We start from the raw sequence: 24,757 nt of genomic DNA, 5'->3' as shown, positions 1-24,757 counted from the left end.
CCTTACTAACTATTTGCTAATACATCAATTTTATTTACATCCCAAATCTTTTTACATATCTCTTTATAAAGAGATTGCCTTTCAATTAGTTCTGCCTTATTAAATTGTGCATATGGTTTAAAGGGTAACTGTGTATTATTCATAAAGCATAAAAATAATGGATTATTATTATAACAATTCTGATTTAAAGTCCGAGCCAGCAGGTTTTCACTGTCGTACTTGATTACTTTCTTACTGTATTCCATATCCTGCAAACTTCTGTTTTTATCTTTAGGAAGTATTAACAAACCTCCAAACCTATTTCTAAAATCTTTAAATTCTTCTTCTGTTGAAAATTCTAACTGGTGATTACCCTGAGTATAATCATCAGCCCAGATATGCTCTATATCATATGGATTTTTTTGTTCTCTATTTACATAGTCGGCAAAATTGCTGTTGATGCCGCTTTGTTCCTCTACGTAGTAGGTCATTCTTGAGAGAATATGGAGCATATATCTTCTTGTAAACTGATTTAAATAAAAACCATCAATTCCTTCAAGCGTTAACTCCATATTATTTATATAACGCTTTAATATCTCAGCCAATTCCTTAATATCCTTATTACGTATCATTTTTGTTATATTAAATACAGTATATCTAATAGAGGAATAATCCACCGTCTTAAAATTGAAAATCCTGATGGATATAAATTGGTCAATAAAGCAGGAAACCATTTTGATTTTTTTATTAACAACATCCTGGGTATCATCACTTTTTATTGCTGATAATATAATTTGGTACTGCAGCGTAAATCCTCTGTCAGCATTATAAAATACATACTCATAATCCTTATTAAACTTGCGGGAGTATTCCTTTAAGCGAATATAAATATCAGCATACATCCTAAAGTTTTTAAGTATAAATTTTTCAAAATCTGCACTGCTGTTTAAGCCCATAACAGACTTATTCTCTCGGACCCATTTATGGAATGTTGTTCCGATTATATCAAAGTCCTTGTTCTCTGCATCCTTTTTACCTTCCCTTATAGTTTCTGCATACTGGGCCCTTAACCAGTTCTTTATAAAGTCAGCATCTCCATCCTTTTCAATTTCTTTTAATTGTACAATTTTATTCTTCCATAAATCATTTGCCTTATTTCTGATTGTATTATCATCCATTTCGGAAAGAAGGTAGCCCTTTAACATCTCCGTTGGCGTGAGCCTCAATCCCCTGTCGTTCATTGTTACAAAAACTTTATGAGCATCTTGCTCCGAATCAGTCCTTATTTCTACAAGACTCACATTGTCTATTAACCATTCAATAAATACTGGCAGGGGACTTCCTTTTAATTCGTCAGGAAAAATCCGCTCAATATCTTTATATCGATTGTAAAGGTTAATAACACTCTCTGACTGCTCATTGGTAATGTCATAATCACCTGTTTCAAATAGAGATGCTAAACAAACCTCCCTTTCTGTGACATTTATGCAAAAAGTCTTTTGGCCGTACATCTCTGAGTAAATCAAGTTATCAATATTGACTTTAGGCAGACTCGTCTGCTGTTTTTGAAGATTGTTTAGGTATATGAGGAGCAGCGTTAATGAGGATAACCTCTGCTGTCCATCTATAATTGCATTGTCATTGGTAAGGATAATGGGACCTAAAAAGTAGTCTCCATAATTCCTCACATCAATCTGCCTGTCTCCGTCCTTATAGAACTCATTAAACTCGTTGGTTAAATCCTCTATAAGTTCTTCAATCTGCTTGGTTTCCCAGTTATATTCCCGCTGATAATACTGAACCGTGTATTTATTATTCAGCAGTGTACGGATATTCACTGCATGGGCAGTTATCTTGTTCATCCTTATATCACCTCGCTTATACTTCCAAATTCCCTCACATCAATTTTACCTGTTACTGCTTCTGATATAAGGGATTGGCGGTATTCTTTTAGTTTTTGGATTTGTAGTTGTATATCATTTACCAATTGGTTAATCTGCATAGTGAAATTATCAAGATATTCTACAATATACATTTGCTCATCTCTATCTGGTAATGCACATTCTAAATCGCCAATGTCAGAAGCATTAACTGCAGGATAACTAACCCCCACTGACCTGCGAACAATCTCATTAACATATTTTTCTGACCTCATTAAATAAAATAAATATTTCGGAACAACCTTTGATAGGGGAGTTAAAACTGCAAATCCTGTCGAACATATTAGGTTTGATTGAGTATTTTCAATAAAGGCTATTGCTTTCAAATATGTACGAACCGTGGATACTATAGTATCCCCCTTAGATAAAATTCTTCTGGCTCTACTAGGTGCATCTTTAAAATTTAAACTTTGGACGTCATTAATTCCCCCTATTGATGTTACACTACTTATATCAATATATTCTATTTCATAGTCGTCATCTGTACTTTCGCTTAATGTTTTATTATTAATTAATGATTCATACTTTATCTTTGAAAGTCTCCAATGCTCTGGTATCTCTCCTATCCACTCAATACCTGAATCCTTCATCTTAACATTCTGATTAAGCCCTTTGGTAACTGCTTCAGTTATAATTGCTTGCCGTTTTTCCTGTAATAATTCAATCAATTTTTCCTTATCAGCAATTAAACCATCTATTCCGGCAGTCTTTTGGTCGAGGAAATTAGCAATGGCTTTTTGTTCGTTTATTGAAGGTGTCAATAATTCAACCATAGACAAACTACTATTTGATAATTCTATAAAAGTAGTTCCTTGCCCTAAAACATTTAAATAAAAACTTATGCTATGCATCCAATAATAAAAATACTTTGGGTTAACTTTATTAATAGCAACAAGACTTTTACACCCTTGATTAGTGCATAGCGGTACTCCAGCAATAGCAACATACCCTATTGGTGCCCTAGTAGAGATAACAATACTACCTTTTGGCACTATTCTTGCTGAACAGTTATGCAACCCATCTTGTGTAATTTTTCTTTCAGAATCCACTATACATGCTTCAGTTAACTTACTTAAATCATTTGGCGTCACCCAAACAATTTCTCCATTCCAATAACTTTCTTCTGAACTACTCGGTGTTCCTCCATTTATAATTTTAAATACTCTTTTTAGAGGTTTTACTCCCCAATGCTCTGGTATCTCACCTATCCACTCAACCCCTGAATCCTTATACCTTTCATACCTCTTATACCTACTCATTCACCCATCACCTTCTTCAACTTCTCTGAAATGCTCTTTTCCAACTCTATTATCTCTCTCATAATCTCTTCAGAAGGTCTGAGGGGCTGGTATTTATAAAAATGCCTTGTAAAAGGTATTTCATATCCAATTTTAGTCTTAGTTTCATCTATCCAGGCATCGGGCACGTGGGGTTTTACTTCCCGTTTAAAATACTCATATATATCTTCTTTCAAAGGTACGTTTTCAGTATCCCTCAGGTCTGGGTCTGGTTCAGGATTGCCATTGCTGTCCACACAAATATCCGCTGTTTCATCTTTTTCGGAAATGGCAGACAGGATAGCCTTTAAAAGTGCACTATCCAGTTTAATATCACTGTCTTTAAAAGCCTTCTTCAGCACTTTTGTAAATTCATCTCTATTTTTATACAAAATAGTAGAGTCCATTGTTTTTAAGGTTTCTATTATTTGCTGTTGTAGTTTCCTACCTTTTTCTATTTCTTTTAGCCCTGCTGTTCCCTTTTTCTTAGACTTTGCAAGATTACTAAAGGCTGTTTCATTATATAAATTATTAATTCTTTCTTCAGTTACCTGAAAATTAAGCCTTAAAGGTCTTTCTATAACTATCTTCTGATATCCGAAATCTTCATTATCAAAAATCTTGCAGTATTCGTTCTCCTTAAATTCACCGTATATCCTGGTAATTTCTTTTATCTGCTCTTCAGTGATTTCATTTCTCTTATTTCCAAGGCTTTTTCTCATTTTTTGATAGAAATCTACTGCATTAACCAACTGTATTTTACCCGTCCTTACAGGCCCCTTCATTGGGTCATTATTTTTACGATTGGTAACTATCCATATGTAGGTAGAAATACCCGTGTTATAGAATAACTGGTCAGGCAATGCAATAATACCTTCCAGCATGTCATTTTCAATTATCCAGCGCCTTATTTCCGATTCACCTGAACCTGCGTCCCCCGTAAACAATGGCGAGCCATTAAAGATAATAGCAATACGGCTGCCTTTTTCATCCTGTTTCATTTTAGATATTAAGTGCTGCAGGAATAAAAGGGAACCATCGGATATTCTGGGAAGCCCAGCACCGAATCTGCCGTTATACCCTTCTTTTTCATATTCTTCACGAATAAATTTCTCCGCTTTCTTCCATTCCACACCGAAGGGCGGATTGGTAAGCATGTACCTAAAGGTTCTTCCCCTGTGTCCATCTTCAGTAAAACTGTCGCCTAAAATGATGTTATCTGCGTTTTGTCCTTTTATAAGCATGTCGGATTTGCAGATGCTAAAGGATTGGGGATTTATCTCCTGCCCAAATAATTCAACCTGTATTCCTGGGTTTAATTCTTTCAGGTACTGCTCTGCAACTGAAAGCATTCCTCCCGTCCCCGCACAGCAGTCGTAAACAGTTACAACAAGCCCTGGCTGCGTTAATTCCTCGTTATCTTCATTCAGGAGAATATTCACCATAAGCCTGATAACCTCACGAGGGGTATAGTGGTCTCCTGCCTCTGCGTGTTCGGAAAATCTCCTTATCAGTTCTTCAAATATGTACCCCATTTCGGTATTGCTTACCTTATCAGGATGTAAGTCTATCTTATTAAACTCAGATACCACGAGATAAAGCAGGTTGTTGTCATTAAGTTTTGTAATCTGCTTGTCAAAATCAAAGTGTTCTATAATTTCTCTGGCGTTTTTAGAAAAACCATTAATATAATTCCTTAAATTATTTGCGATATCATCAGGCTCAGCCAATAATTTTTCAAAATCATATTTACTGGTGTTATTGAATTCCTGCTTTGATATTCTATTTAAAACAGGGTCCATGTTTTGGAGCCCTGACTTCTTTAAGGCTTCATACTTTTCTAATACTTCATCTTTAGTTGCTGCAAGGACACAGTCAAACCTCCTGAGTACGGCCATTGGGAGAATCACATCTCCGTATTGTTCTTTTTTATAGGGGCCTCTTAAAAGTTCTGCTATACTCCATATAAAATTAACTTTATCTTGAAAGTTAATCAACTTTATCACTCCTGCTCAAGTTATATATAATTCAATAATAGTTATTTAAAAACTTTTTGATATTTGCTAATGAATATCTAAACCTATAAGTCAAAGATTCTATTCTTATAGGTTGTCCTGCTTTTTAAGAATTAATTTCTTATATATTTAATCTTCCTAAAAAGTAATCTTCAATATAATCCCATTTATTCTTATCTGTATTGATAAATCTTTCGACTATCTTGATTTCATTGTCATCCCTTGTTCGCATATCCATCAATAATTGATTTTTATAGTATGCCGTGGCTAACTTATCAACCGAGTTTACAACAATGTTAACATATGGCATATGACCACCATTGATAATAAAACTTGCTAATCCCATAGTTTCTAGTATATATGCTAAATCCAATGTCTCGCAAGTATAAATAGAGTTTCCAATATATGGTGGAACTAAAAACTTTTCAAATATTTCCCCATCTTCGAACCTATTATTAAATATCTTAATAATGTTTTGTAATCCTAACGAAATTTTAAGTCTTGGAGCAATATAAATATATTCATTGCCTTCATCTCTTTTACGTATAATCATCTTATGAGAATAGTTATTACTTCCAACTTCCATGTAAAGAAAAGTAGTACATATATGTAGAAGTTTATTGATAATTTCCTTGTCATCTAACCCATAATCATCTCTTACTACCCTTCTCAGAGACTTTTCCAATTCATTCTTTGTAAACTTATCCTGCGTTTGAAGTGCTGTCGCAATTATATTCAATGCATATTCAAGTTGCCCTAGTACCTTTTCTTTAGAACTCTGAAGTTCTATTTTTGTATAAATCCTTGGTATGACCGAAAAATCTTCAAAGAGTTTATTGTTAAAAAACAGATACTTAATAGACCTATAGTTTTTATCATAGTATTTCTCTTCCCATAACTTCTTTAAATCAATTTCGAGAATATTACCAATATCTTTGCACAAATAGTATTTATCTCTTGAAAATCTAATATTGTCTTCTATATTGCAAATTTCTCTAACATATTTTCCATATTTATTTATAAATTCATCTTTATTACCGTCATCTACTGTACAGTAATAGTTACCAAATTCATCTCTTGGGTAGACGCTAATTATATTCCAACCAAATCTTTTAAAAAAATCTTTTTCTATTAAAAATAATGCTGTCCTTATTTTTTGCTCGGTATTATCTACTTCATTTTCGTTAAAAACAAATGAAAAAGTATCTAAAGGCAATAACTTTTGTAGACGTTTTTTCTTACCATATTTAAACTCATCATATAATTTATTAACTATAAGTTTTAACTCCCATTGTGTAGGACGAGAAATTCCTTTAAGAATTCTCCAATATTGAAAATCTTTTTGATTAAATAGAGTATAGGCTTTTCCTCTAATTTCTCGATTCCTGCCCGCTCGTCCAATTTCTTGGGAATAATCAGCCAAATTTCCAGGTATCGCATGATGATATACTATTTCAATATCAGATATATCTATACCCATGCCAAAGGCTTTCGTTGCAAGAACAACTATATATTCTCCAGACTTAAACTTTGAAATAATTTCTTCACCTTCTTCTCCCTTTGTGTCACCAGTATAAATTGCTACTTTAGATTGAATATCTTCTGAAAGTCTAATATAAATATCTTTAATTTGGCTTTTCCACGGAAAGTATACTATTGCTTTCTTTCCTTCCTTTACTATCTTAGTGATTTCATCAATAGTCATTTTTATTTTGGTTTCACGGTAATTCCCAGTAACATTTACTTTTTTTATTTCTATATCTACATTTGTTCTTTTAATATCTGTATAATAGATGATAGGGTCTGGCATAAGGTTTAAATATCCTATTATTTCATTTAGTGTATCAAATTCTCCACCCCACACTGCAGTTGCCGTTAATGCTAAAATTGGAAATTGCATCTCTTTTCTGTATCTTTTTATATAATCTCCTAAATATCCATAATCAGCACGAAAATCTTTTCCCCATGTACTAACACAATGAGCCTCATCTACAACTACTATAGATAACGAACTATATAGTTAAAATTATCCTGTGCAATTTTCCTCCGAAGCCCTTACAATATAGGGCAGGGGGAATGTATAATGGGTAGAAAATGTGTTGAGGTTAAATCACTTTATGGATTAACGATAGATGACTTAAATTTAATAGCCAATAGTTCTGACAGTAATTATACCAGAGACGTCGTCAAAGCTGTAATCATGAGGCATAAGGGTATCCATACGCAGGTTATTGCAGATACCTTGAGTAAATGTAACGCAACCATTGTGTCATATATCAACAACTGGAACGATAGCGGTATTGCTTGCATCGCCGACCTGCGGGGCGGCAATATTGAAAGTACTGTCACCGATGAAATGGTAGAGGATATCCGCAATATAGTTACCAGTAAGAGTCCTCATGAGTTCGGCTATGAACAAAACCGGTGGAACGCCAAGTTGTTAGTCAGGTATGTAGAAGACCACTGGGGAAAAGAATATTCCGACACCTGGATCCGTAAAATACTGGCTAATCTTGGTTTCTCGTACAAAAGGGGTGTTTATAAACCGAGCAAGGGAGACCCAAAGCTTCAGGAAAGCTTTAAAAAAAATGTCAGTTGTATTGGATATAATTGAGCCTTTAGGAGATGTCTCCCTGTGGTGTCAGGATGAAACCAGTAAAAGGCTCGAATCCAACAACTTTTATTCCTGGAGTCCTGTAGGCAAACCTACAGAAATTGAGTGTAACGGCTGTCATAAGGGCATCAATATCATTGGAGCTACGGAAGTACTGAATCATATGGGTTTTGTGTACGATGTATACTCCAAAAAAGAAGGCTCTTTGACAGCAGCTCATGTGGTCAAATATATGGAGCGTTTACTGGACTATGATAAAGCAAGAGGGATTTCTACCACCTTTGTCCAGTGGGATAATTCTCCGATTCATAAAGGCCCTTTGATACAAGAGTTTGTTGAGGCTCATAAAAGTGATTTAATAGTGTTGCATCAACCTCCTTATTCTCCACACCTGAATCCTCAAGAGGAGATGTGGCACTGGATGAAAAACTTTATTGCACAAGCCTCTGCTGTAAAGAACGAACAGGAACTATTGCATTTAGTAAATCGTTTTGAGGCATATATTAAAGCTCATCCTGATGAGGTTAGGCATCGGCTATATGCCCGGAACTACTTTCCATGATTGCCAATTTGGCAATTGTAGGCTTTAATGTTCGTTATCTATAATCCTATTTTTCTATCACCAACAAGATATTTAGCACTGGAATACTTTTGTAAAAATTCAGGAGACACATATATCAAGGAATATTTTCCATTTTTTATTCCTTCAAGTCTTTCTATCTGTTCCGAATACGAAACATCTGAATTTATATATGTAGCATAAGTTAACCCTTTTTCATGCATAGTCTGTAATTGGTCTTTCATTAACGCTTTTAAAGGAGAAACTACAATAGTAATTCTATTTTCATCATTTAAAATAATTGAAGGTAGTTGATATAGCAATGACTTACCTGCTCCAGTTGAAGCAATAAAAAAAATATCTTTCCATTCATTACTATTGCCGCTTTTAGATTTTACATATTGTGATAGAATTTGCATTATAATTTCTTTCTGTGTAATTTTTTTTACTTGATACTTATTTGAATAAATATCATAAATACAGTACTCTCGGAATTTATTACTATTCCAATATTTTTTTAATAATAAATCAATATCATATGTTTGTTCATAAGATATATTAGTATCAATATCATATTCCACTAGTATAATATTTTTAAAAATTCTACACCATGCATTAAGATACATAGGTAACGAATCAAAATGTTCAGGATTTGCAATTACGCAAACTTGATTATATGAACTATTATAGAATTCCTTCAATAATATATCACTTTGAAGTCTGTTATAATACTCTTTATTAATATATATTTTTAAATCCTGTGCTAAATAAATTAAGCATTTTTCTACACTATTATCACTCACATAATCTCCATATTTTTTACGTTGTATAGATAAGGCACGGGTTGTATCTACCAAGTTAATTTCCTCTACACTTAAATTTTCAAAAATATTTTTATCTTTGTAATCTATAATAACTCTTTGTGTATCACCATATCTGTCGACTCTTATATCATCATAATATTCAAGCATATAATCTATTTCTTCATCTTGGATTTCGTTGATATCTGTAGTAGCAATTTTATTTATAACTTTTTCTTCGTTTATAGGCAAAAATTTATAGCGTTCAATATTATTATTAAGCACTATTATACTACTGTTAATTATTTTGAAATCAATCTTTTCAATTATCTGAATAAATTGTTCATACAACAAAATAATACTCTTTGTCCTTAAGTTATATATATAATCTATTAACAAATTGTCTGTACTTTCATATAGTTCTTTAAAACTCCTGTATTTAATTTCTGTATTGGGAACATAAAATAACGTGTTATTTTTTAATTCATCTAGAATACTATAATATAAACTAAAATCACAAGTTTTTATGACAAATATATTTTTATCACCCAAATCCATAATTATTTTTAAAGCCTCTTCAGTTAAGTTCATCATTGTCCCCTCCTCTTCATGTAACTTAATCCATTTACTTCACAAATTTAATGTTAAGTATATTTTACCATTATGACATTAGGAGTTAAATATATATTAAAACATATATGTAAATTTATTGCATAAAGTCAAACTTGTAACTATTACCTTCTCTTACTGCAAATGTCGGTTCAATATAATCCTTTCTTCTACTCCATTATGATAAACAAATATTAGTTTTCTCCTGTCAAAAACAGGTCTTGCCCTATGAATAATCCGATGATGATTAGGACAAATAATAACCTGATTTTCTGAATTATTATTGAGTGATTCAACAAATGGGTTTATATGGTGCGATTCAACAACATTGACTCCATATCTTGCACTAATATTCTCTCCACATATCTGGCAGCGGTAATTATAAAGAAGTTTCAGGCTTTCTCCTATTGCCCTGTTAAGTTTACGAATCTTTACTATTTGGTTCACTGCAGCAATAGTAGCATTAGGGTCAACAGTGTTATAGTTAATACTTGCTTCATATTCCTGCTCATCTTCATGAACCATTGTTTCCTTTATTATCCTTGTATCCTCCTGCGTAATACATTCAAGTAGATATGTATCTGGATACTCTGTTGTATATATAGCCAGGTATTCCTTTATTTCTTCAGGAACTTTAATGAATTTGCGTTGATTTTCAGGCAGGCTATTCCTCTGCTCTAATATATACCTGTAACTTGCAGCAAAAATGCTTCTAAGTCTTTCCGCAATCTCACTTTGTGGATGATACCTTATTTGCAGTATATCTTTTCTATTAGGATATTTTCTCTCATCGAATTTCTGGTTTACAAGCCTTGCCTTATAAGTCAGTCCTTCCAATACCAGATAAATATCTTTAGACTTGCCTCTTGGCAAAAACTTATTTATAGTATTTTGGAAAACTACCTGTATGGTTACTGGAATGCTTACACCCTGCTGCAGCACCGACCAGTCCACTTCTTTTTTGTATACATAATAGTTGTTATCAAGCATACTATCATTCCTTATACCTTTAAACTGTTTATTCTACTTTTCTATTCGATAATTGTGAATAAAATCCTTTTAAATTTGATATAAAAAACAAAAGTGCACGCTATAAAAGCATGTACTTTATATCACATACTCCCTAATCACGGTCCCGTACCAACACCGTCAATCCTCCAGCCGCTTTTTTCAGATTCTTTCTTCAATATAATAAATCTTGGCCAGACTCCATCATCTGCTGTTATTAGTTTTTTAAAATCAAAATCAACTTTAACCTGATACTCCAACACCCCTGGCTCATTGTTAAATCCCTTTAACTCTTTTATCTCCAACAACTTTGCACTTTTCCAAAATCACCACTTACAGATATTGACTGATTATTCGTCTCTGCATTGGCGCCAGTGTCTATGTTTATCTCCCATGACGCAACATCTTTGTCATCAAAAAAGTTATAGGCTTGGAACCCTGTTATACCAACTGCAATCAGTGTCCAGAATATACCGAACAGACCTGCACCGGGAATTACTACAAATAACCCAATAAATACAAAAACAATACCTACTATCATACCAAACAATGATGCTGGCTTACTTGGTTTAACTTTTATTCCTTTTCTTTGCTCTGGTAGTCTATTGCTTAAAACTTTAACCTTGTATTATAGACCCCTTATATCTTTTTGCCTCTTTTTCTGTCAGAATATAGACATTATCAAGATTAGCAAGGTATTTATAACTTTCTTCATAATCATATAAAAATTCATTTACTTCATTTTCATCAGAAATGACTGCAGAATACGTACACTTACATTCATCAAAATTATAACCAAATACTTGAATATGATTTATAAAAATAGGCTCATATCCTTCATTTATTAACATTTCATAAAGTTCGTCCTCTATATCCTTTCTTAACCACTCTTTTGCAGTAATATGGTCCCATGCACTATCTCCATCTGTTGAAATAGAGACTTGTCCAATTATTTCACCATTAATTGAATCAGTTTCTTCTGCAGTGGTGAAATCTAACTTTTTTGCAAAGCAATCTAACTCATTCCAGTAAAATATTAATGTCGTTTCGTAGAAATAATTACCAAAACTATCCATACGAACTACCTTTTCGAAAATTTCTTTTATTAAATATGGAATATGAATTTGAATTTGTTTCTTCATTTGATTTCCTCCTGTTCTTAACCTAATATCTAATCCATTTATTAGCCTTTCATAAGAGAAATGCTATGAAGCATTTCTCTTATGAAAGTAAACTTATTACTTTTTGCTTGCTTAACTTGCAAGATGCTTATCTGTATACTGGCCGCTCTTTTGCCCAAACATTTTAAATCCTGCTGTAACTGAATTGCTATTAATAAAAACAATTTCTATCTGTTTTTTGCGAACTGCATTCATTGTCTTATAAAACATTGCATGTGAGTTGTATGCAGTGTTAAAGTATATTTTATCGGCATTTTCTAATATTTTTGTATCATAGTTTAACTGTTCTACTTCTATGAATTTAAAGTGAGGCACAATTTTACGCATATGCTGCTGCCATTGTGGAGTTCCGCCAATAATTACTCCTCTAGTTCCAGTTAATGCGTCATTAGTTATCTGCTCTTCATTAACGTATCGGCTTTCATCAATTAAATTTTCTATAGTCATTTTCAGTAATTGAATTTCTTCTTTATTTTCCTCTAACAATTGGTCTTTTTCTTTAATAATCTCATTGTATTGTTTCTTAATATCGATGATTTCTTTTTCTTTTTCTCTTACTGTATCCAAACTTATAATTTTAAGTTTTTCTCTTAATTGGTTATTTTCTCTTTCTAATTTTTCAACCTGCTCTTTTAGACAATATATTTGCGTTGTAAGTTTTTCAAGTTCAATGCCCTTTTCTATGCTGCTTTTATATAAGCGCACATAGGTATCGTCCAATGCACTATATTTATTAATTAAAATCTGAAACATTCTACTAAATATAATATAGTCGAACATATTTTCTTTCTCATGAACATTATTCAAAATGTCATCTATTGATAAAACAGAAGCATCAAGATAACTTGCCAAAAGTTCCCTATCTTTTTCCTCAATCTTGTAACTCTGTCCAAAATCCCATAAATCTATAGAATAATAACTCATTAAATACAAAAGCCCTTTGCAAAAATTACTATTTTTATCTAAATTAATTCTTTTTTGCAATGTATTGTCTCTGTTGACTTCGCCTGAGACTAATTGAAACTCCTTATCAAGTGATTGAAAGAATTTTTCTTTTATCATAATATTCCATGCTAATGATAGTCTATTATTGTATGCATCTATTTCACGTTTGCTTTCATCTCTCTTATGAGTCATGTCCTTATTAAACATATCTAGCATTTGTTTTATAATATAGATTGTATAACCTTCAGACAAATTATCTAAACCATAATCTTTTATTTGCTTTATTTCTTCATAAACTACACAATCGGTGTTTTCAACATAATCATATAATCTGGGCCATCCTGACTTGAGAATTTTTCGCATGAAGTTGTTTCCATTTTTAGATAGAAAAATGCCTGTTAATTTAATACTATACTCTTTCATATCTTCTGATATAATTTTATGCCTATTATTGTTAAAGAAATCGCTATTGAGAATCAGTTCATCATATTCTCTTTTATTATTTTCATATTCTTCATCTATTAATGGATATAGCGATTTGTTACTTAATATTGCTATAAGTAAACAACCATAGTCTTTAGACATCACATTCTTTTTTGTATTAATCATAATCATTCTCCTCTCTTCAACATTGTTTAATATTTATTTAAATGGACATTTTCTAAAGAAGGTTTTAATAGTTGAAATTTATTAAGAGTTCCCTATACATTGCTTTTTTATAAATTAGTCGTGAAAGTCTTGGGGCAGTATCAGGCTTTTAAAGCCTGATACCTCCCTGTTTCCTTTAAAGTACCATTCACCTTACTGGTATATAATGCCTTTTACTTTTCCTATTTTTTATTGTATAATCTGTTATAGGTAGTTTTATAAAGTACATATTTTGTTTACAGAAGGAGCATTTTGCCGAATGCTGCCTTCTATTTTTTTAAGATTCCTATTTTATTTTCCATGTAACCTTTCCCTCTACTAATGATTAAGTATATTTTCTATTAGTCTAAACGCTGCGCAGAAATATAAATTGCACCTGCAAGTTCTTTTCCCAACATATTTACAAAATGTCTTTCAATCGCTTCGGTACGTGCAATTCTCTCTAACCAGTTACATGCATCACATGGCTCTAACGGAATAATATCTTCATGGCCCTCATATTCTGTATATTTTCCGCCTGTATAATATAAAAACATGTCTCCATTCTCAGTCTTATAAAGCCTTTCAAGATGATAAAAGTCATCATCTTTTTCACGACCATTCCAATATTCTCTTATCAATTGAGCAGTTTCAGTATTATATACTTTGTTGTTGATAAACTTTTTCATGTTTCATCTCTCCTTAATTTTGATATAATATTGATTAACAAATTAATTTTTTATTTCCAATATCACAGGGGCATTCGGCAAATTGCCTCTCATTTTTTTCTTTATCAGGTGCTCTAATACTTATCACAAAACCACCTCCCTTATAGCCTCATATCGTTAGAGCAAACTGTATTTCTAAAACCAGATGGGTGTAAACTTTTTAAATTTTATTTGAACCATTTAACCCCTACATTATAAGTATAGCACATACAATTTTTGGTTATTTTATAAGCATTTTCACCCCTCTATTGATAGTTTAACATATAAGAAAATCGAGATTTTTTTAACCATATCTCCCTTCACTTCTAAGCATAACATATTGTAATATAGAAAATTTTTCCTTTATTTCCACATTTGTAGTATAATTCATAAGAAATTTGTGTTTTTTAAACCTTACCCCTCTATAATTGAGTATAACATAAATGAAATTTTGAGTTTTTTATGAGCCTTACCCCCTTACACTATTAAGCATAACATATTGTAAATTTTAAATTTTTTCCTATTTCCCCACTTTTGTAGTATAACTCAATAAGAAATTTGAGATTTTTTGCACCTTATCCCTCTAATAGAAGTATAACACACAAGAATTTTTGTTTTTTTGTAAGCCTTACCCCATCGTATATAGTATAACTCATATAAAATGGGCAACTTCAATTTACCTTAGGACTCTAGTCCTTATACCTCGTATCCATCTCGCCTGTAATTGGCAATAAAAAAACTGCCTACTTTTTTGTAGACAGTTTAACGAAAGAGGCATTGATGATAAAACCTTTACTCGACCGATGCATTTTATATATAATTAGTTATTCATGTCAAGTATATTTTATTTTTAAATCCTTAACCTGTTATCCTTTTCCCTTCTTTAAACCTAATCATAATATGTATATTAATGAGTCAGGGTAAAGACTTATGGATTAAGGAGTTTGGCAAATTTTTATGCGACTAAAATATAATCATGCATTAAAACAACCTTATAACTAATTCCTTAAACCTTTCCCCTCTCTGACCAAAAAGGCTGACACATTAACCTACTATCAGTAATTTGCCAGCCATATTTATTACAATTGAAGTCACGCTGTTTTTTCATTTAGTAACTTTTTAAACATCTTTTCAATCTTATTAGCAAATGTTTTTCTGCTTTCATTGTTATTTACTATAGTATACCCCTTTTCCTTTCCTCTTTTAATAACATCTCCGTACCACTGCTTAGAGCCTTTTGATAAATCTAGTTCATTAATTAATGGCAAATACTCTTTCCAATTCTCCTTCTCCCTTAGAACTTTGCTTATCGCCACATACCCGTAAAACATAAAGTTTTCTCCCGTCAGCGATGTCTCTTTGCTCTGTGCCCTCTTTTCGTAGTTGTGAAGTTCAGGAATAAGGTTTATAAGTTCGTTGAAAAATTCCGATAGATACTTTGCAAGTTCCATCGCCTGAACCCTTGTCTCTAAATCTTTGTAAACTATCTCTATAGCATTTACAAGGGTAGCAAAGGTTACAATGTGTCGCTCATCGTTCTTCGATATGGAATTTCTCACCACTTCCACCCTGCCAGCCAGGTCGCTGTTTTTCATCAATTCTCTTACAATGATATTCGCAAGGCCCGTTTGATTAAAATACTCAGCCCTGCTGGAACTGATTTTGAGTCCTTGGGAGAACTGGTGGAACTGCTGCTGTGCAGTTTGAACATCATAATTAGTGATTTTAACAGGGAATTTAAGTTCAGATAAATCAAAGGCTAAATCCCCTTTTTCATTTCCTTCGAGAATCATAGCCAAAGCCCTGATTCTGTGCTGTCCATCGGAGATGTTTATTTCGCCACTAACATTAAGGTTACCTTCATCGTCAAGTTCAACTTCTTCATTGCCATCTTCAAGTACATTTAATGTAATCATGTCAGTGAAATACTGCCCACTTAACATGGATTCATAAATTTTTTTCACATTGGCTTTGCTGTATACAGCAACCTCCGTTTCCGTGTTGTCCTTTCCCCTTTTAACCTTTGTTCCTCTCTGAATCTCTGGGTTATATGTTATTATCCCATCCCTCCACATCTCTGCCAATTCCTGTCCATCAATTATTGTCTGGTATTCCTTTTCGCCTATCTGGTTTACATCCCTGAACACATATTCCGCCATATGTACTTTCCTCCCTCGTTTATATGCTTATAATAATACAGCAAACTTTTCCAATACTAAAATTATGGACAATATTTTCTGGTTGTATTCTAACAGATATAGGTTTAAGGCACAAGAGAAAAGTTGATAATCAGTTTTTATAGATTTCGGTAATACATAATTGATATGCCATTCAACTTTAATTAAATACATATAATTTACCTAAAGCATATTTGGGTTGAATTATCAACAAATCATGTGGATATTTTGTGGATATCTTGTGAATAAAAGCAGGCTGATACTGCGATAGGTATCAGCCATAATTTTTATAAATACTGCATTCTTTAATTATTATTTTGCTTTTCCTTTTCTGAATATAATCTTAATCATTTTTATTAATCTTAATGCTTTTTAAATAATAATCCCGTATAAGCATGTCTAATTGCTGGCTTATTTCGATAGTTTCTTTGTCTGGTTTTAAGCATTCATTAACCTTTTTATTAAGTTTTTCCCTCATAACTTCTATTGAATTATTAATTTCCTGTAATTCCTGCTTGATATTATTAGATTTTATCGGTATACTTTTGCAAAACATCTTATACTCCCCCCTTCTTAGCAACAAAAACATCAAAAAAGGACACACCAACCCTATACTCTTACATTCCAGGCACTAAGCCTGGCAGTATAGGGAGGCATGTCCTCCCGTCCGTATATTCTTATATTACCATATTTGCTATTTTTCTACAATAACAACTTCTATTTTATTTTTTCTTTGCAACTATAGTCCAGCGTATGGCAGTTTTTTGTACCATTTTGTCATTATCCTGTACATCCACTTCCGTATAATAAGGGCGCAAATTAAATTTGTAGCCTTCCTTTACCAGATACTCTGTTGCCAATATTATCGCCCTTACGGCTGTGTAAGTTGCTTTTACCCCTATGCAGTCTACATGCACTATTCCATCGTTCACAGCGTGTTGGATTATTTTGTCCGAAACAGAATTAACGCTGCTGTTTCCAGCGACTTTTAAAACCTGTATATTCATACCTTATTATGCCTCCTTGGTTTGTATTTATCAGCATAATAAGGATTGATTGTTAATAGTTTCAAGTGTTTTATACTTCCCATTTAATACTTCATTTCAAAACAAATCCTCCATTAATTAACAGGTCAATATCACCTGTAAATCAATTTATATCTTAACTGGTTAATAATATACCTGCTTCTTTTATGGATTATTGTGCATCTTTTAAATACTTTTTAATCAGATTTTCCAGTTTCATATTTACCTCTATAAGTTCTTTGTCAACCGACCCGTTTGGTTTCCAGATAACTTTATTTTTTAATTCATCCCTCACTGCCTCTATTTTCTGCTTTAGTTCTGTTAGTTCATCAGTTATTTGTCTTGTTTTAACCTTTTTCCCAGCCTTTTCTTTATACATTTTATTATCCGCTATGGCTATTATCTTTCCTATCTCGCAGGTACAGTCTGAACAGGCCGTCCCTGTGCTTATTTCAATATGAATATTTTCTTCCTTCCCTCTTTTTCTTATATTTTCCTTAATCCTGTTTATCACCTTTTCTACTATAGCCTTTTTCGTATTTGCAAGAAGTATAAAGAACTCATCTCCCCCGTACCGTATAGCAATATCTTGTTTACGGATACTTTCTCTAATAGACTTCCCGACAATCCGTATAGCCTTGTTGTCGCTGTTCGGCCTCTTTGACCGCAATCTGCTCATTCTTTTTGACCGCTAGTTTTGCTCATTAGCCCTGTCCGCAGATGTATACGGACAGGGCATATTAACTACCAGTTCAATTCTTCCTCAACAATAAGCCTTACCACATGATCGTCTATGATTTTTTTCTGTACCTGTGCCCCATGTAAAAGGCAAGCTGTACACGCCCGGTTGATTTTTCGCGGTACTCCATGAGAATATTCATATATCTCGTCTACCGCCATATCCGTAAATATCTCCCGGCTTTCTCCTGCATACTCCAGGTGCTTTCTTATGTATTCACCGGTTCTTTGCCGATCATATGGCATCATATGATATCGGATATCTATTCGCTGGCATATTGCCTCATATATCTGCTTCTTCAGGATGTCCTTCAACTCACTCTGGCCTACCAGGATTAAACTCATTGGGTTATACGAATCCATCCTGAAGTTTAGTAAAAACCGGATTTCCTCCAGCATCTCCCTTGAAAGTAGGTGTGCCTCATCTGTGATGATTATAGGAATACGTCTCTGTATTTCAATCAGGTTGCTGATCTCTCTCGTTAGTTGTCGTTTTGCATCGCTCCTGTAGAATTTCGCTTCACATCCCAGCTGGTTCAATACTTCCCAGTAAAAATTCCTCGGTGTCAACGCCGAATCGCTTATGTACATTACCTTGTACCGGTTGCTGTCCAGCGCCCCAACAAACTTCCTTATGGCTGTGGTCTTTCCTGTACCAACATCTCCCGTTATCACTGCAAACAACCGGTTCCGGGCCGCATACTCAAGCCTGCTGCAGACCTCTTCCAGCTCCGGATTGCTATACAAATGCTTCTCCGGTATATCCCGGGTGAACGGCGTGTGCAGAAAGTTGTAGTACTGCTCAAACATTTCTGTCACCGCCCTTCATGCTCCTGAAGGTTAATGCTCCGGTCTGCCGTTTTTGCCTCTTTTCATTCTCGCTCTCATATATTTTTAATAGCCGTGAATGAGTCGCCGATTTCGTTGCTGGTGTTTTTTCAACCTTTGAGCAGTATTCCCCAACCTTCAGCGGGGTTGCTGTCTTTCGGCGCTCACCATTGTACCATATCTCCAGAAGGCTCATATCAAAAGGATCATACCGCACATCCACTTTTTTGCCTATGTATTCGATTCCGGCTTCATATTCTATCCCTTGCAGCTTGAAACAGCCTGTGTTGTCAACTTTCCTTGTATCTTCCCATAAAAATGCGTCCCGGCATTCTTCAGGAGTTGCAAACCGCACCTTCTTTGGATCACTTGCATACGCCTGCGATGGAGAAACCCCTTTTAAACTGCTATGAGGCTTCCCGTTGTACCCTTCATCCAGCCATACCCGAAATTTGCGGTTAAGTTCCTCCAGGCTTTTTGCTTTCTCCAGCGATATCTCCTGGAAAAACTCTTCAACTGTGGCATTGAACCTCTCAATCTTGCCTTTGCTCTCCGGAGAATACGCCTTTGTGTTCATGTGACGGATTCCCAGCTTTGCACATGCTACTCTGAACCATTTCGAGATAAATACCTTGCCATTGTCAACGTATACTGCCTCCGGCTTGCCGTATTTCAATATTGCCTTGCGAAAACTGTCTTCCAATATCGGAAGCCTCTGATTGTCGTAAAATTCTGCATGACACACCAGCCTCGTCGCATCGTCAATAAATGCCACCATGTATGTCCGTTTCTTACCGCCGTCGGCAGTCGGTATGTACGGACCGTATTTGATATCTGCCTGCCACAATGTGTTCCTTCCGTTTTTGACGAACCGGCGGGCTGTCGTTCCTTCTATACGAACATTTCTGAAGTCTTTTGCACCAAAGCCCATCTTCAAAAGATGCCTGGACAAGGTGCTTCTGGAGACACTTCCTTTTTTGACAATCCCTTCGCCTTCAAGGATCTTTATGATCCTCCTGACACTTCTCTCCGGCAGTTCCTGTTTTATTTCGATTGCCCGATCTAATATTTCCTGAGATATCGCTCTTTGTTGCCCTGTATCTTTTCGTATCTTTGGTAATAGCCCTTCGTAACCATTCTCCCGGTACGCTGCAAGATACCTCCGAAGTGTCCTTTCCGAAATTCCTTCCCTCTCAAGTATCTCCTGCCGTATTCTCCGCTTTTCCGCCTCATCCAGATCCGGCTGCAATAGCGGCGATATGATCTCATGTTTCTTTAATGCTTTTTCCAATACTTCATTGTTTATCATTTCGATCCCTCCTGTGCTTTTTCCTAAAGCCTATCAGAAGGGAACTCCGGACAGCTACGCAAACTATGTGGGAATTTTCTATACAAATACTCCTGCCAGATGATTTGTTAGCCACATATTCGTTTCACCTATGGCAAGATGGCTGCTTTCTATCTGCGGCAGTAACCCAAGCAGCCGCTCAATCATGTGGAATACCTTTGTTTCTATCATCTCCAGCTCATTGACAAACTTGCCATAATACCTGTACAGTATAGCTCTTAATGCTCCTGCAGCTTGCCGCCCCCGTTGCCTGAATTCTTCTACCCACCGCCTTAATGTGGATATGCTGGCGGCAGTCTCAATCTCCTCAAGAGGTATACCGTCCTCCTGGTCCCGAAGGACCAGCTCGCTATCACAAGCCGAGTAATGCTTATACGGCCTGATGAAATCCGGTATGATTGCATGTGTCTTCCCACACTTGCTACAGATTACACGGAATATGTTAATCCATTCAATTTCCTCGCCCATATGCACATGACGTGCATATCTGTCATGAAAGGTTTTTTTCCCGCCGCATTTCGGGCATATCAACTCCAGCCTTTCCAAAAATTTTAAACAATTTCTGCGATACTCCTTAACATTCCGCCCCAGATATGCTATTATCATATTACAAATGTGTTAAAGGGCTTTGAGGGTTAGGTGCTGGAACACTTAACATATATATTCAAAGCTCTTATCATATCCTCCTTTTTTTCTTCCAGGAAGATATTAGCATACGTGCAAACGGTCACGCAACTTGAGCAACTCCGGGACATTTATCCGGGGCAGAAACACCTTGTCCCCCGCCAAATGGCCTTTATTATCATTAAGGTTTTTCAGATTATCCACATCAATAACAATTAAAGTAAACCTCTTGGGTATGGGGCGGTGCATCATACCTGATATCAACTGCTCCCAGTAGTTTCTGTTGTATAAGCCCGTAAATGAGTCCCTGTAAGCATATTTATATAAATTGTCCTGCGGTTGAATAAGAATCAAATAGTAGTGTGCCTCATCCATATCAACCGTATCAGCAGTGACAGTGTAATACCCAACATTGTAACTAACAGTACCGTCAGCAGGCAAATGGTCAAAGATATGAATATCTTCCAGGCACTTTTTAGCAACATCCTTACCGATATTACTGTAGTAAATCCTGCCTTGCTTATTTATCAGTATGCATACTGTTTTGCCGGTTTTTACAAACTCCTCCATAGCACATTCTCCTATAAAACCATGTTATGTGCTTTATTAGAACATAAAAGTTTAGATGTTCGGTTAAACTTAAAATGTTCTAATAAAACACAAAGGTGGTAAATATGAAATTGATACTCGACAATGATAACCGTAATATCATCGGGCCTCGGTTAAAAGTTGCAAGGTTAAAAAGCAATCTAACCCAACAGCAGTTATCAGCCAGGTTGGAGACAATGGCTGTATATATAGACAGGGCAAGTATCAGCAAAATCGAGCAGCAGAGGCGTATTGTGACTGATTTCGAATTATTAGCCCTGTGTCAAATCCTCAAAGTCAGCCCCAACTGGCTGTTAGGGTTAGAAAAATAGTTTATAACGTTCTTTATTAGAACATTATAAACTATATCCTCATCTTTGTAAATCCTACAGCCCTTTTCCTTCCCTTATACCTTATACCCCATTTGTTATTTATTTAACCATCTTCCTAAGAGTATAAACAAAAAACACGCCTCTCCTATACTTATGCAGTATAAGAAAGGTGTGTACCTTTCGACTGTGTGTATTCATTTTACCATATTTAGGTTATAAATACAAGAATTTGTATTATTTCCCCTTAGCAATCAAAGTCCACCGAATGGCAGTCTTACTAATTGGCTGTATATCATTTCCTGCTGTGTTTACTTTAACGTAATATGGCCTCAAATTAAACCTATACCCTTTACTCACCAGATATTCAACCGCTTGTATAAGGGCTTTCACTGTCATATATGTTGTCTTTACACCTATAGCATCAATATGGACAATGCCATACTCATCTACGTATTTATTAATTGTATCAGCAACAGCATTAATATTACTATTCCCTGAAACTTTTAATACCTGTATGCTCATGTCTCATATGCCTCCTTAACCTGTTTTATGAGGCATATTATTGATTGATTATAAAGCATTTCAAGTATTAATTTTCATTCTTCATTACTTCAGTTCAAAACAAGAATTGAACCAAAACTAAAATTGATTAGAATATTTCATTAATACTTCATACTTCATTAACTTCAAGGCGTCTCTCAATGTTTCGCAAAGTTTTCTTGAACTGAAGTACCTTGAAGTATTAATAACATATTAACCATATTTTTAAGTTTGTCAAATTTTTAGGCTTTATTTTTTTGTTACATTTTTGTTACAAAATAAAGTTCCTCTTGAAATACACTGATTTATGGCTATAATACGTTCATTAAAAATTACGGAACGGAGGAATAGTCTATGAACAGAAGTATAGATAGCATCATAGCCAAAAAAATTTCTCACGATGTTGGTGTCTTAGTATTTCAATACCTTAATGATATCGAACCCTTAATCCAGCAGTCTCTCACTGCCGCAAAATTGAAAGACTACTACAGGCTTAAAGGAAAGTATAACAAAGGACGTTTTGTCTGTCCGTTTCACCCCGGGGCAGATAACCCTACCTCTTTATCTTTAAATGACAACAAACGGAACTTTCACTGCAATGCCTGCGGTAAAAGCGGTACATACCTTGAATTTATCATGTATATGCAAAATTTCTCAGGTAGGAACAGCCTCAACGAAGCAAAAATTTTTGCTGCAAACAACTTTGCTGGGCTGAATCTAGGATTCAACTCAATCGCTGATTTTGAGCAGAAGTTAAAAGATAAAATACTGGAACGCTATCATAAAACAAATAGCCTTAGATATACAGATTACTGTAATATCTGGCTGCTTCCTGAAAGATATTTTTCTTATACAGCAGAATCGCAAGGCCGCCAATGCCAAGGAGAAGAACAACAAATAAAGCCTTCCTTCAAGGTTTCTCCTTCCAACTCTACAAACAAGCCCGGTTTTATACTGGAAGCACTGGACCTTGAAATGACCATCAGGCATCATAAAGCCCAGAATATAATTGACAATGGGATTACTGATTATGATAAAGCAATTCAGGATGCTAAAAACAGTAAACTGATTAATGACTTTACTCAAAATGCAGATAAATTAAATTCTGTCGATAAACTCTCTGATTTCATGAGTAAGAAATATAATATAGACATAGATACTGCTTTGAGATACGGACTTATCTATTTTGATAAGGATAGCCAGAAGCAACTCTACTACAGTGATTTCTTTATGCTGAATGACAGAGTCCTGTTTCCCGTTCAAGACCATGAAACTGGCATAGTTGTCGGGTACCAGTGCCGACAAACAGATTTAAATGCTCCAAAACAGTACAAATACCTTAACGTGACCGATTATCAGGATAACTTGACAGCAAATAAAAACGGAACGGCCTTTAGAAATTTTGTTCCGTTTAAACCTGGAAACTTCCTTTTTAACCTTTACGAACTGAAGAATAAATGCATTAATGCATTATGGATTACAGAAGGCATTGCAGATGCAATAAAACTTTCCTGCATGGGATATGACGCCGTTTCTCCAGGGCAGGCAAATTTAACCGACTTCCATATATACTTAATTGATAAATATTGCGGCAAAGATGTGGTTATTAACTTATTCTTTGATAATGATGACCATAAGGTTGGACAAAGCAAAAGCATTGCAGCCGCCTACCGCCTTTGGCAGTTTGGTTTCAGGAATATTAGAATTATAAGTACCTTTAAAGAATTAGGAAAAGATATTACCGATTGTTCCGTTAAACTGCGTGATGATAACATGCTAAGGCTTTTAATTAGTCTATGGGAAAAACAAGCCTATTCTTTTACCCCTGCAAGTAATGAAGATTTAAACACTCTATTAAAAACAGGCCTGTACACTGAAAATGAAATTATGTGTATTGACCCAAGAGATATAAACCAGATGACTAATTTTGCTGAAGCAATTGTTAAGCATATAGATTTAAAGGATATGACATATCAGCAACTTGCAGTATTAAAAAAATTATGTTGCTTTAGAGAAGAAGAAATAAAAATTCTCTTTAACCTTTCTACAAAAGATTATCATGACATGCAGGATACTGATGAAACAGAAACTGCCATAAAAGAAAATGGCAATATTAACGCAGGCAATGCTCAAGAAGAAAGAAATGCAGGAGAAAACCTAATCAACATTTCTAAAGCACAACTGTTTCATCTGAAAAAGAGATTTAATTTAGATTTATAGTACTTACGCAAAAGTAACATAAACAAGTCATATCAGCACTTTGAAAACAGAATATAGCTTAAAAGGTTGTTGCATT

24 protein-coding genes are annotated in these 24,757 nt (G+C 34.5%); 4 read left to right on the top strand and 20 right to left on the bottom strand.

Annotated features, from left to right (window positions below; all coding sequences use genetic code 11):
• Nucleotides 1–5: 5 nt before the first annotated feature.
• The 4 genes from CDO33_RS02865 to CDO33_RS02850 form a co-directional block, all read right to left on the bottom strand.
• Nucleotides 6–1,841: a DUF262 domain-containing protein gene (locus CDO33_RS02865; protein WP_103083108.1), complete on the bottom strand. Its 1,836-nt coding sequence runs from the start codon at nucleotides 1,839–1,841 to the stop codon at nucleotides 6–8.
• 2 nt (nucleotides 1,842–1,843) lie between these two features.
• The gene (locus CDO33_RS02860; protein WP_103083109.1) at nucleotides 1,844–3,178 is read right to left on the bottom strand and encodes a restriction endonuclease subunit S; all 1,335 of its coding nucleotides are present in this window, start codon (nucleotides 3,176–3,178) and stop codon (nucleotides 1,844–1,846) included.
• Complete coding sequence (locus CDO33_RS02855; protein WP_103083110.1) at nucleotides 3,175–5,193, bottom strand: type I restriction-modification system subunit M; 2,019 nt, start codon at nucleotides 5,191–5,193, stop codon at nucleotides 3,175–3,177. Before CDO33_RS02855 ends, CDO33_RS02860 begins: the two co-directional genes overlap by 4 nt.
• A 139-nt stretch (nucleotides 5,194–5,332) precedes the next feature.
• Nucleotides 5,333–7,111, bottom strand: coding sequence for a helicase-related protein (locus CDO33_RS02850; protein ID WP_103083111.1), 1,779 nt, complete (start codon nucleotides 7,109–7,111; stop codon nucleotides 5,333–5,335).
• A gap of 183 nt (nucleotides 7,112–7,294) precedes the next feature.
• Between CDO33_RS02850 and CDO33_RS02845 the strand changes: the two genes are divergently transcribed.
• A complete protein-coding gene (locus tag CDO33_RS02845; protein ID WP_103083342.1) occupies nucleotides 7,295–7,825 on the top strand; it encodes a helix-turn-helix domain-containing protein in 531 nt (176 codons plus the stop codon).
• Nucleotides 7,800–8,387 carry a transposase gene (locus tag CDO33_RS02840; RefSeq protein WP_103083343.1) on the top strand — a complete coding sequence of 196 codons (588 nt, stop codon included), beginning with the start codon at nucleotides 7,800–7,802 and terminating at the stop codon, nucleotides 8,385–8,387. The genes CDO33_RS02845 and CDO33_RS02840 overlap by 26 nt, the downstream gene beginning before the upstream one ends.
• 38 nt (nucleotides 8,388–8,425) lie before the next feature.
• Here the strand turns inward: CDO33_RS02840 and CDO33_RS02835 are convergent, their stop codons facing one another.
• The 15 genes from CDO33_RS02835 to CDO33_RS02765 form a co-directional block, all read right to left on the bottom strand.
• Nucleotides 8,426–9,778, bottom strand: coding sequence for a DEAD/DEAH box helicase (locus CDO33_RS02835; RefSeq protein ID WP_103083152.1), 1,353 nt, complete (start codon nucleotides 9,776–9,778; stop codon nucleotides 8,426–8,428).
• Nucleotides 9,779–9,928: 150 nt separating this feature from the next.
• A complete protein-coding gene (locus CDO33_RS02830; RefSeq protein WP_101300408.1) occupies nucleotides 9,929–10,783 on the bottom strand; it encodes an HNH endonuclease in 855 nt (284 codons plus the stop codon).
• Between the two features lie 137 nt (nucleotides 10,784–10,920).
• On the bottom strand, nucleotides 10,921–11,106 hold the full coding sequence (locus CDO33_RS02825; RefSeq protein ID WP_242974017.1) for a DUF4829 domain-containing protein: 186 nt from the start codon (nucleotides 11,104–11,106) through the stop codon (nucleotides 10,921–10,923).
• Entirely contained in the window at nucleotides 11,097–11,342 is a 246-nt protein-coding gene (locus CDO33_RS02820) for a hypothetical protein (RefSeq protein ID WP_133158707.1), read from the bottom strand. The genes CDO33_RS02825 and CDO33_RS02820 overlap by 10 nt, the downstream gene beginning before the upstream one ends.
• Nucleotides 11,343–11,418: 76 nt before the next feature.
• Nucleotides 11,419–11,943, bottom strand: a complete 525-nt coding sequence (locus CDO33_RS02815) for a hypothetical protein (RefSeq protein WP_103083154.1) — start codon at nucleotides 11,941–11,943, stop codon at nucleotides 11,419–11,421.
• A 111-nt stretch (nucleotides 11,944–12,054) separates the two neighbouring features.
• Nucleotides 12,055–13,536, bottom strand: a complete 1,482-nt coding sequence (locus tag CDO33_RS02810; protein WP_103083155.1) for a hypothetical protein — start codon at nucleotides 13,534–13,536, stop codon at nucleotides 12,055–12,057.
• Nucleotides 13,537–13,916: 380 nt separating this feature from the next.
• Entirely contained in the window at nucleotides 13,917–14,243 is a 327-nt protein-coding gene (locus tag CDO33_RS02805) for a hypothetical protein (protein ID WP_103083156.1), read from the bottom strand.
• A 1,109-nt stretch (nucleotides 14,244–15,352) separates the two neighbouring features.
• Entirely contained in the window at nucleotides 15,353–16,420 is a 1,068-nt protein-coding gene (locus CDO33_RS02800; RefSeq protein ID WP_103083157.1) for a DNA sulfur modification protein DndB, read from the bottom strand.
• Nucleotides 16,421–16,781: 361 nt separating this feature from the next.
• Nucleotides 16,782–16,994, bottom strand: a complete 213-nt coding sequence (locus CDO33_RS21415) for an aspartyl-phosphate phosphatase Spo0E family protein (protein WP_161496611.1) — start codon at nucleotides 16,992–16,994, stop codon at nucleotides 16,782–16,784.
• A gap of 166 nt (nucleotides 16,995–17,160) precedes the next feature.
• Nucleotides 17,161–17,445 carry a stage V sporulation protein S gene (locus CDO33_RS02790; protein ID WP_034835505.1) on the bottom strand — a complete coding sequence of 95 codons (285 nt, stop codon included), beginning with the start codon at nucleotides 17,443–17,445 and terminating at the stop codon, nucleotides 17,161–17,163.
• Between the two features lie 190 nt (nucleotides 17,446–17,635).
• Nucleotides 17,636–18,142: a diguanylate cyclase gene (locus tag CDO33_RS02785; protein ID WP_103083159.1), complete on the bottom strand. Its 507-nt coding sequence runs from the start codon at nucleotides 18,140–18,142 to the stop codon at nucleotides 17,636–17,638.
• Between the two features lie 65 nt (nucleotides 18,143–18,207).
• The gene (locus CDO33_RS02780) at nucleotides 18,208–19,011 is read right to left on the bottom strand and encodes an ExeA family protein (RefSeq protein WP_103083289.1); all 804 of its coding nucleotides are present in this window, start codon (nucleotides 19,009–19,011) and stop codon (nucleotides 18,208–18,210) included.
• Nucleotides 19,004–20,338: a DDE-type integrase/transposase/recombinase gene (locus CDO33_RS02775; RefSeq protein ID WP_103083290.1), complete on the bottom strand. Its 1,335-nt coding sequence runs from the start codon at nucleotides 20,336–20,338 to the stop codon at nucleotides 19,004–19,006. The genes CDO33_RS02780 and CDO33_RS02775 overlap by 8 nt, the downstream gene beginning before the upstream one ends.
• A gap of 78 nt (nucleotides 20,339–20,416) precedes the next feature.
• Complete coding sequence (locus CDO33_RS02770; RefSeq protein ID WP_103102764.1) at nucleotides 20,417–20,983, bottom strand: DUF6431 domain-containing protein; 567 nt, start codon at nucleotides 20,981–20,983, stop codon at nucleotides 20,417–20,419.
• Between the two features lie 102 nt (nucleotides 20,984–21,085).
• Nucleotides 21,086–21,571: a GGDEF domain-containing protein gene (locus CDO33_RS02765; protein WP_242974838.1), complete on the bottom strand. Its 486-nt coding sequence runs from the start codon at nucleotides 21,569–21,571 to the stop codon at nucleotides 21,086–21,088.
• Between the two features lie 104 nt (nucleotides 21,572–21,675).
• On the opposite strand from CDO33_RS02765, the gene CDO33_RS02760 reads away from it, so the two are divergent.
• Complete coding sequence (locus CDO33_RS02760) at nucleotides 21,676–21,921, top strand: helix-turn-helix domain-containing protein (RefSeq protein ID WP_170045769.1); 246 nt, start codon at nucleotides 21,676–21,678, stop codon at nucleotides 21,919–21,921.
• A 234-nt stretch (nucleotides 21,922–22,155) separates the two neighbouring features.
• On the opposite strand, the gene CDO33_RS02755 is transcribed toward CDO33_RS02760, so the two are convergent.
• Nucleotides 22,156–22,443, bottom strand: a complete 288-nt coding sequence (locus CDO33_RS02755) for a stage V sporulation protein S (RefSeq protein WP_103083267.1) — start codon at nucleotides 22,441–22,443, stop codon at nucleotides 22,156–22,158.
• A gap of 372 nt (nucleotides 22,444–22,815) precedes the next feature.
• Here CDO33_RS02755 and CDO33_RS02750 point away from each other — a divergent pair, with 372 nt between their 5' ends.
• Nucleotides 22,816–24,681, top strand: a complete 1,866-nt coding sequence (locus tag CDO33_RS02750; protein ID WP_103083268.1) for a CHC2 zinc finger domain-containing protein — start codon at nucleotides 22,816–22,818, stop codon at nucleotides 24,679–24,681.
• Nucleotides 24,682–24,757: the final 76 nt, after the last annotated feature.

Source organism: Clostridium thermosuccinogenes (genome assembly GCF_002896855.1).
Taxonomy (GTDB): domain Bacteria; phylum Bacillota; class Clostridia; order Acetivibrionales; family DSM-5807; genus Pseudoclostridium; species Pseudoclostridium thermosuccinogenes.
Note: the sequence above shows the minus strand (reverse complement) of the source record. Positions and strands in the feature narration are given on the sequence as shown.

Excerpts from the sequence above, each read along its gene's own strand:
- CDO33_RS02865 (WP_103083108.1), bottom strand. The coding sequence starts at position 1,841 with ATGAACAAGATAACTGCCCATGCAGTGAATATCCGTACACTGCTGAAT.
- CDO33_RS02860 (WP_103083109.1), bottom strand. The coding sequence starts at position 3,178 with ATGAGTAGGTATAAGAGGTATGAAAGGTATAAGGATTCAGGGGTTGAG.
- CDO33_RS02850 (WP_103083111.1), bottom strand. The coding sequence starts at position 7,111 with ATGCAATTTCCAATTTTAGCATTAACGGCAACTGCAGTGTGGGGTGGA.
- CDO33_RS02845 (WP_103083342.1), top strand. The coding sequence starts at position 7,295 with ATGGGTAGAAAATGTGTTGAGGTTAAATCACTTTATGGATTAACGATA.
- CDO33_RS02840 (WP_103083343.1), top strand. The coding sequence starts at position 7,800 with ATGTCAGTTGTATTGGATATAATTGAGCCTTTAGGAGATGTCTCCCTG.
- CDO33_RS02835 (WP_103083152.1), bottom strand. The coding sequence starts at position 9,778 with ATGATGAACTTAACTGAAGAGGCTTTAAAAATAATTATGGATTTGGGT.
- CDO33_RS02830 (WP_101300408.1), bottom strand. The coding sequence starts at position 10,783 with ATGCTTGATAACAACTATTATGTATACAAAAAAGAAGTGGACTGGTCG.
- CDO33_RS02820 (WP_133158707.1), bottom strand. The coding sequence starts at position 11,342 with ATGATAGTAGGTATTGTTTTTGTATTTATTGGGTTATTTGTAGTAATT.
- CDO33_RS02815 (WP_103083154.1), bottom strand. The coding sequence starts at position 11,943 with ATGAAGAAACAAATTCAAATTCATATTCCATATTTAATAAAAGAAATT.
- CDO33_RS02810 (WP_103083155.1), bottom strand. The coding sequence starts at position 13,536 with ATGATTAATACAAAAAAGAATGTGATGTCTAAAGACTATGGTTGTTTA.
- CDO33_RS02805 (WP_103083156.1), bottom strand. The coding sequence starts at position 14,243 with ATGAAAAAGTTTATCAACAACAAAGTATATAATACTGAAACTGCTCAA.
- CDO33_RS02800 (WP_103083157.1), bottom strand. The coding sequence starts at position 16,420 with ATGGCGGAATATGTGTTCAGGGATGTAAACCAGATAGGCGAAAAGGAA.
- CDO33_RS21415 (WP_161496611.1), bottom strand. The coding sequence starts at position 16,994 with ATGTTTTGCAAAAGTATACCGATAAAATCTAATAATATCAAGCAGGAA.
- CDO33_RS02790 (WP_034835505.1), bottom strand. The coding sequence starts at position 17,445 with ATGAATATACAGGTTTTAAAAGTCGCTGGAAACAGCAGCGTTAATTCT.
- CDO33_RS02785 (WP_103083159.1), bottom strand. The coding sequence starts at position 18,142 with ATGAGCAGATTGCGGTCAAAGAGGCCGAACAGCGACAACAAGGCTATA.
- CDO33_RS02780 (WP_103083289.1), bottom strand. The coding sequence starts at position 19,011 with ATGTTTGAGCAGTACTACAACTTTCTGCACACGCCGTTCACCCGGGAT.
- CDO33_RS02775 (WP_103083290.1), bottom strand. The coding sequence starts at position 20,338 with ATGATAAACAATGAAGTATTGGAAAAAGCATTAAAGAAACATGAGATC.
- CDO33_RS02770 (WP_103102764.1), bottom strand. The coding sequence starts at position 20,983 with ATGATAATAGCATATCTGGGGCGGAATGTTAAGGAGTATCGCAGAAAT.
- CDO33_RS02765 (WP_242974838.1), bottom strand. The coding sequence starts at position 21,571 with ATGGAGGAGTTTGTAAAAACCGGCAAAACAGTATGCATACTGATAAAT.
- CDO33_RS02760 (WP_170045769.1), top strand. The coding sequence starts at position 21,676 with ATGAAATTGATACTCGACAATGATAACCGTAATATCATCGGGCCTCGG.
- CDO33_RS02755 (WP_103083267.1), bottom strand. The coding sequence starts at position 22,443 with ATGAGCATACAGGTATTAAAAGTTTCAGGGAATAGTAATATTAATGCT.
- CDO33_RS02750 (WP_103083268.1), top strand. The coding sequence starts at position 22,816 with ATGAACAGAAGTATAGATAGCATCATAGCCAAAAAAATTTCTCACGAT.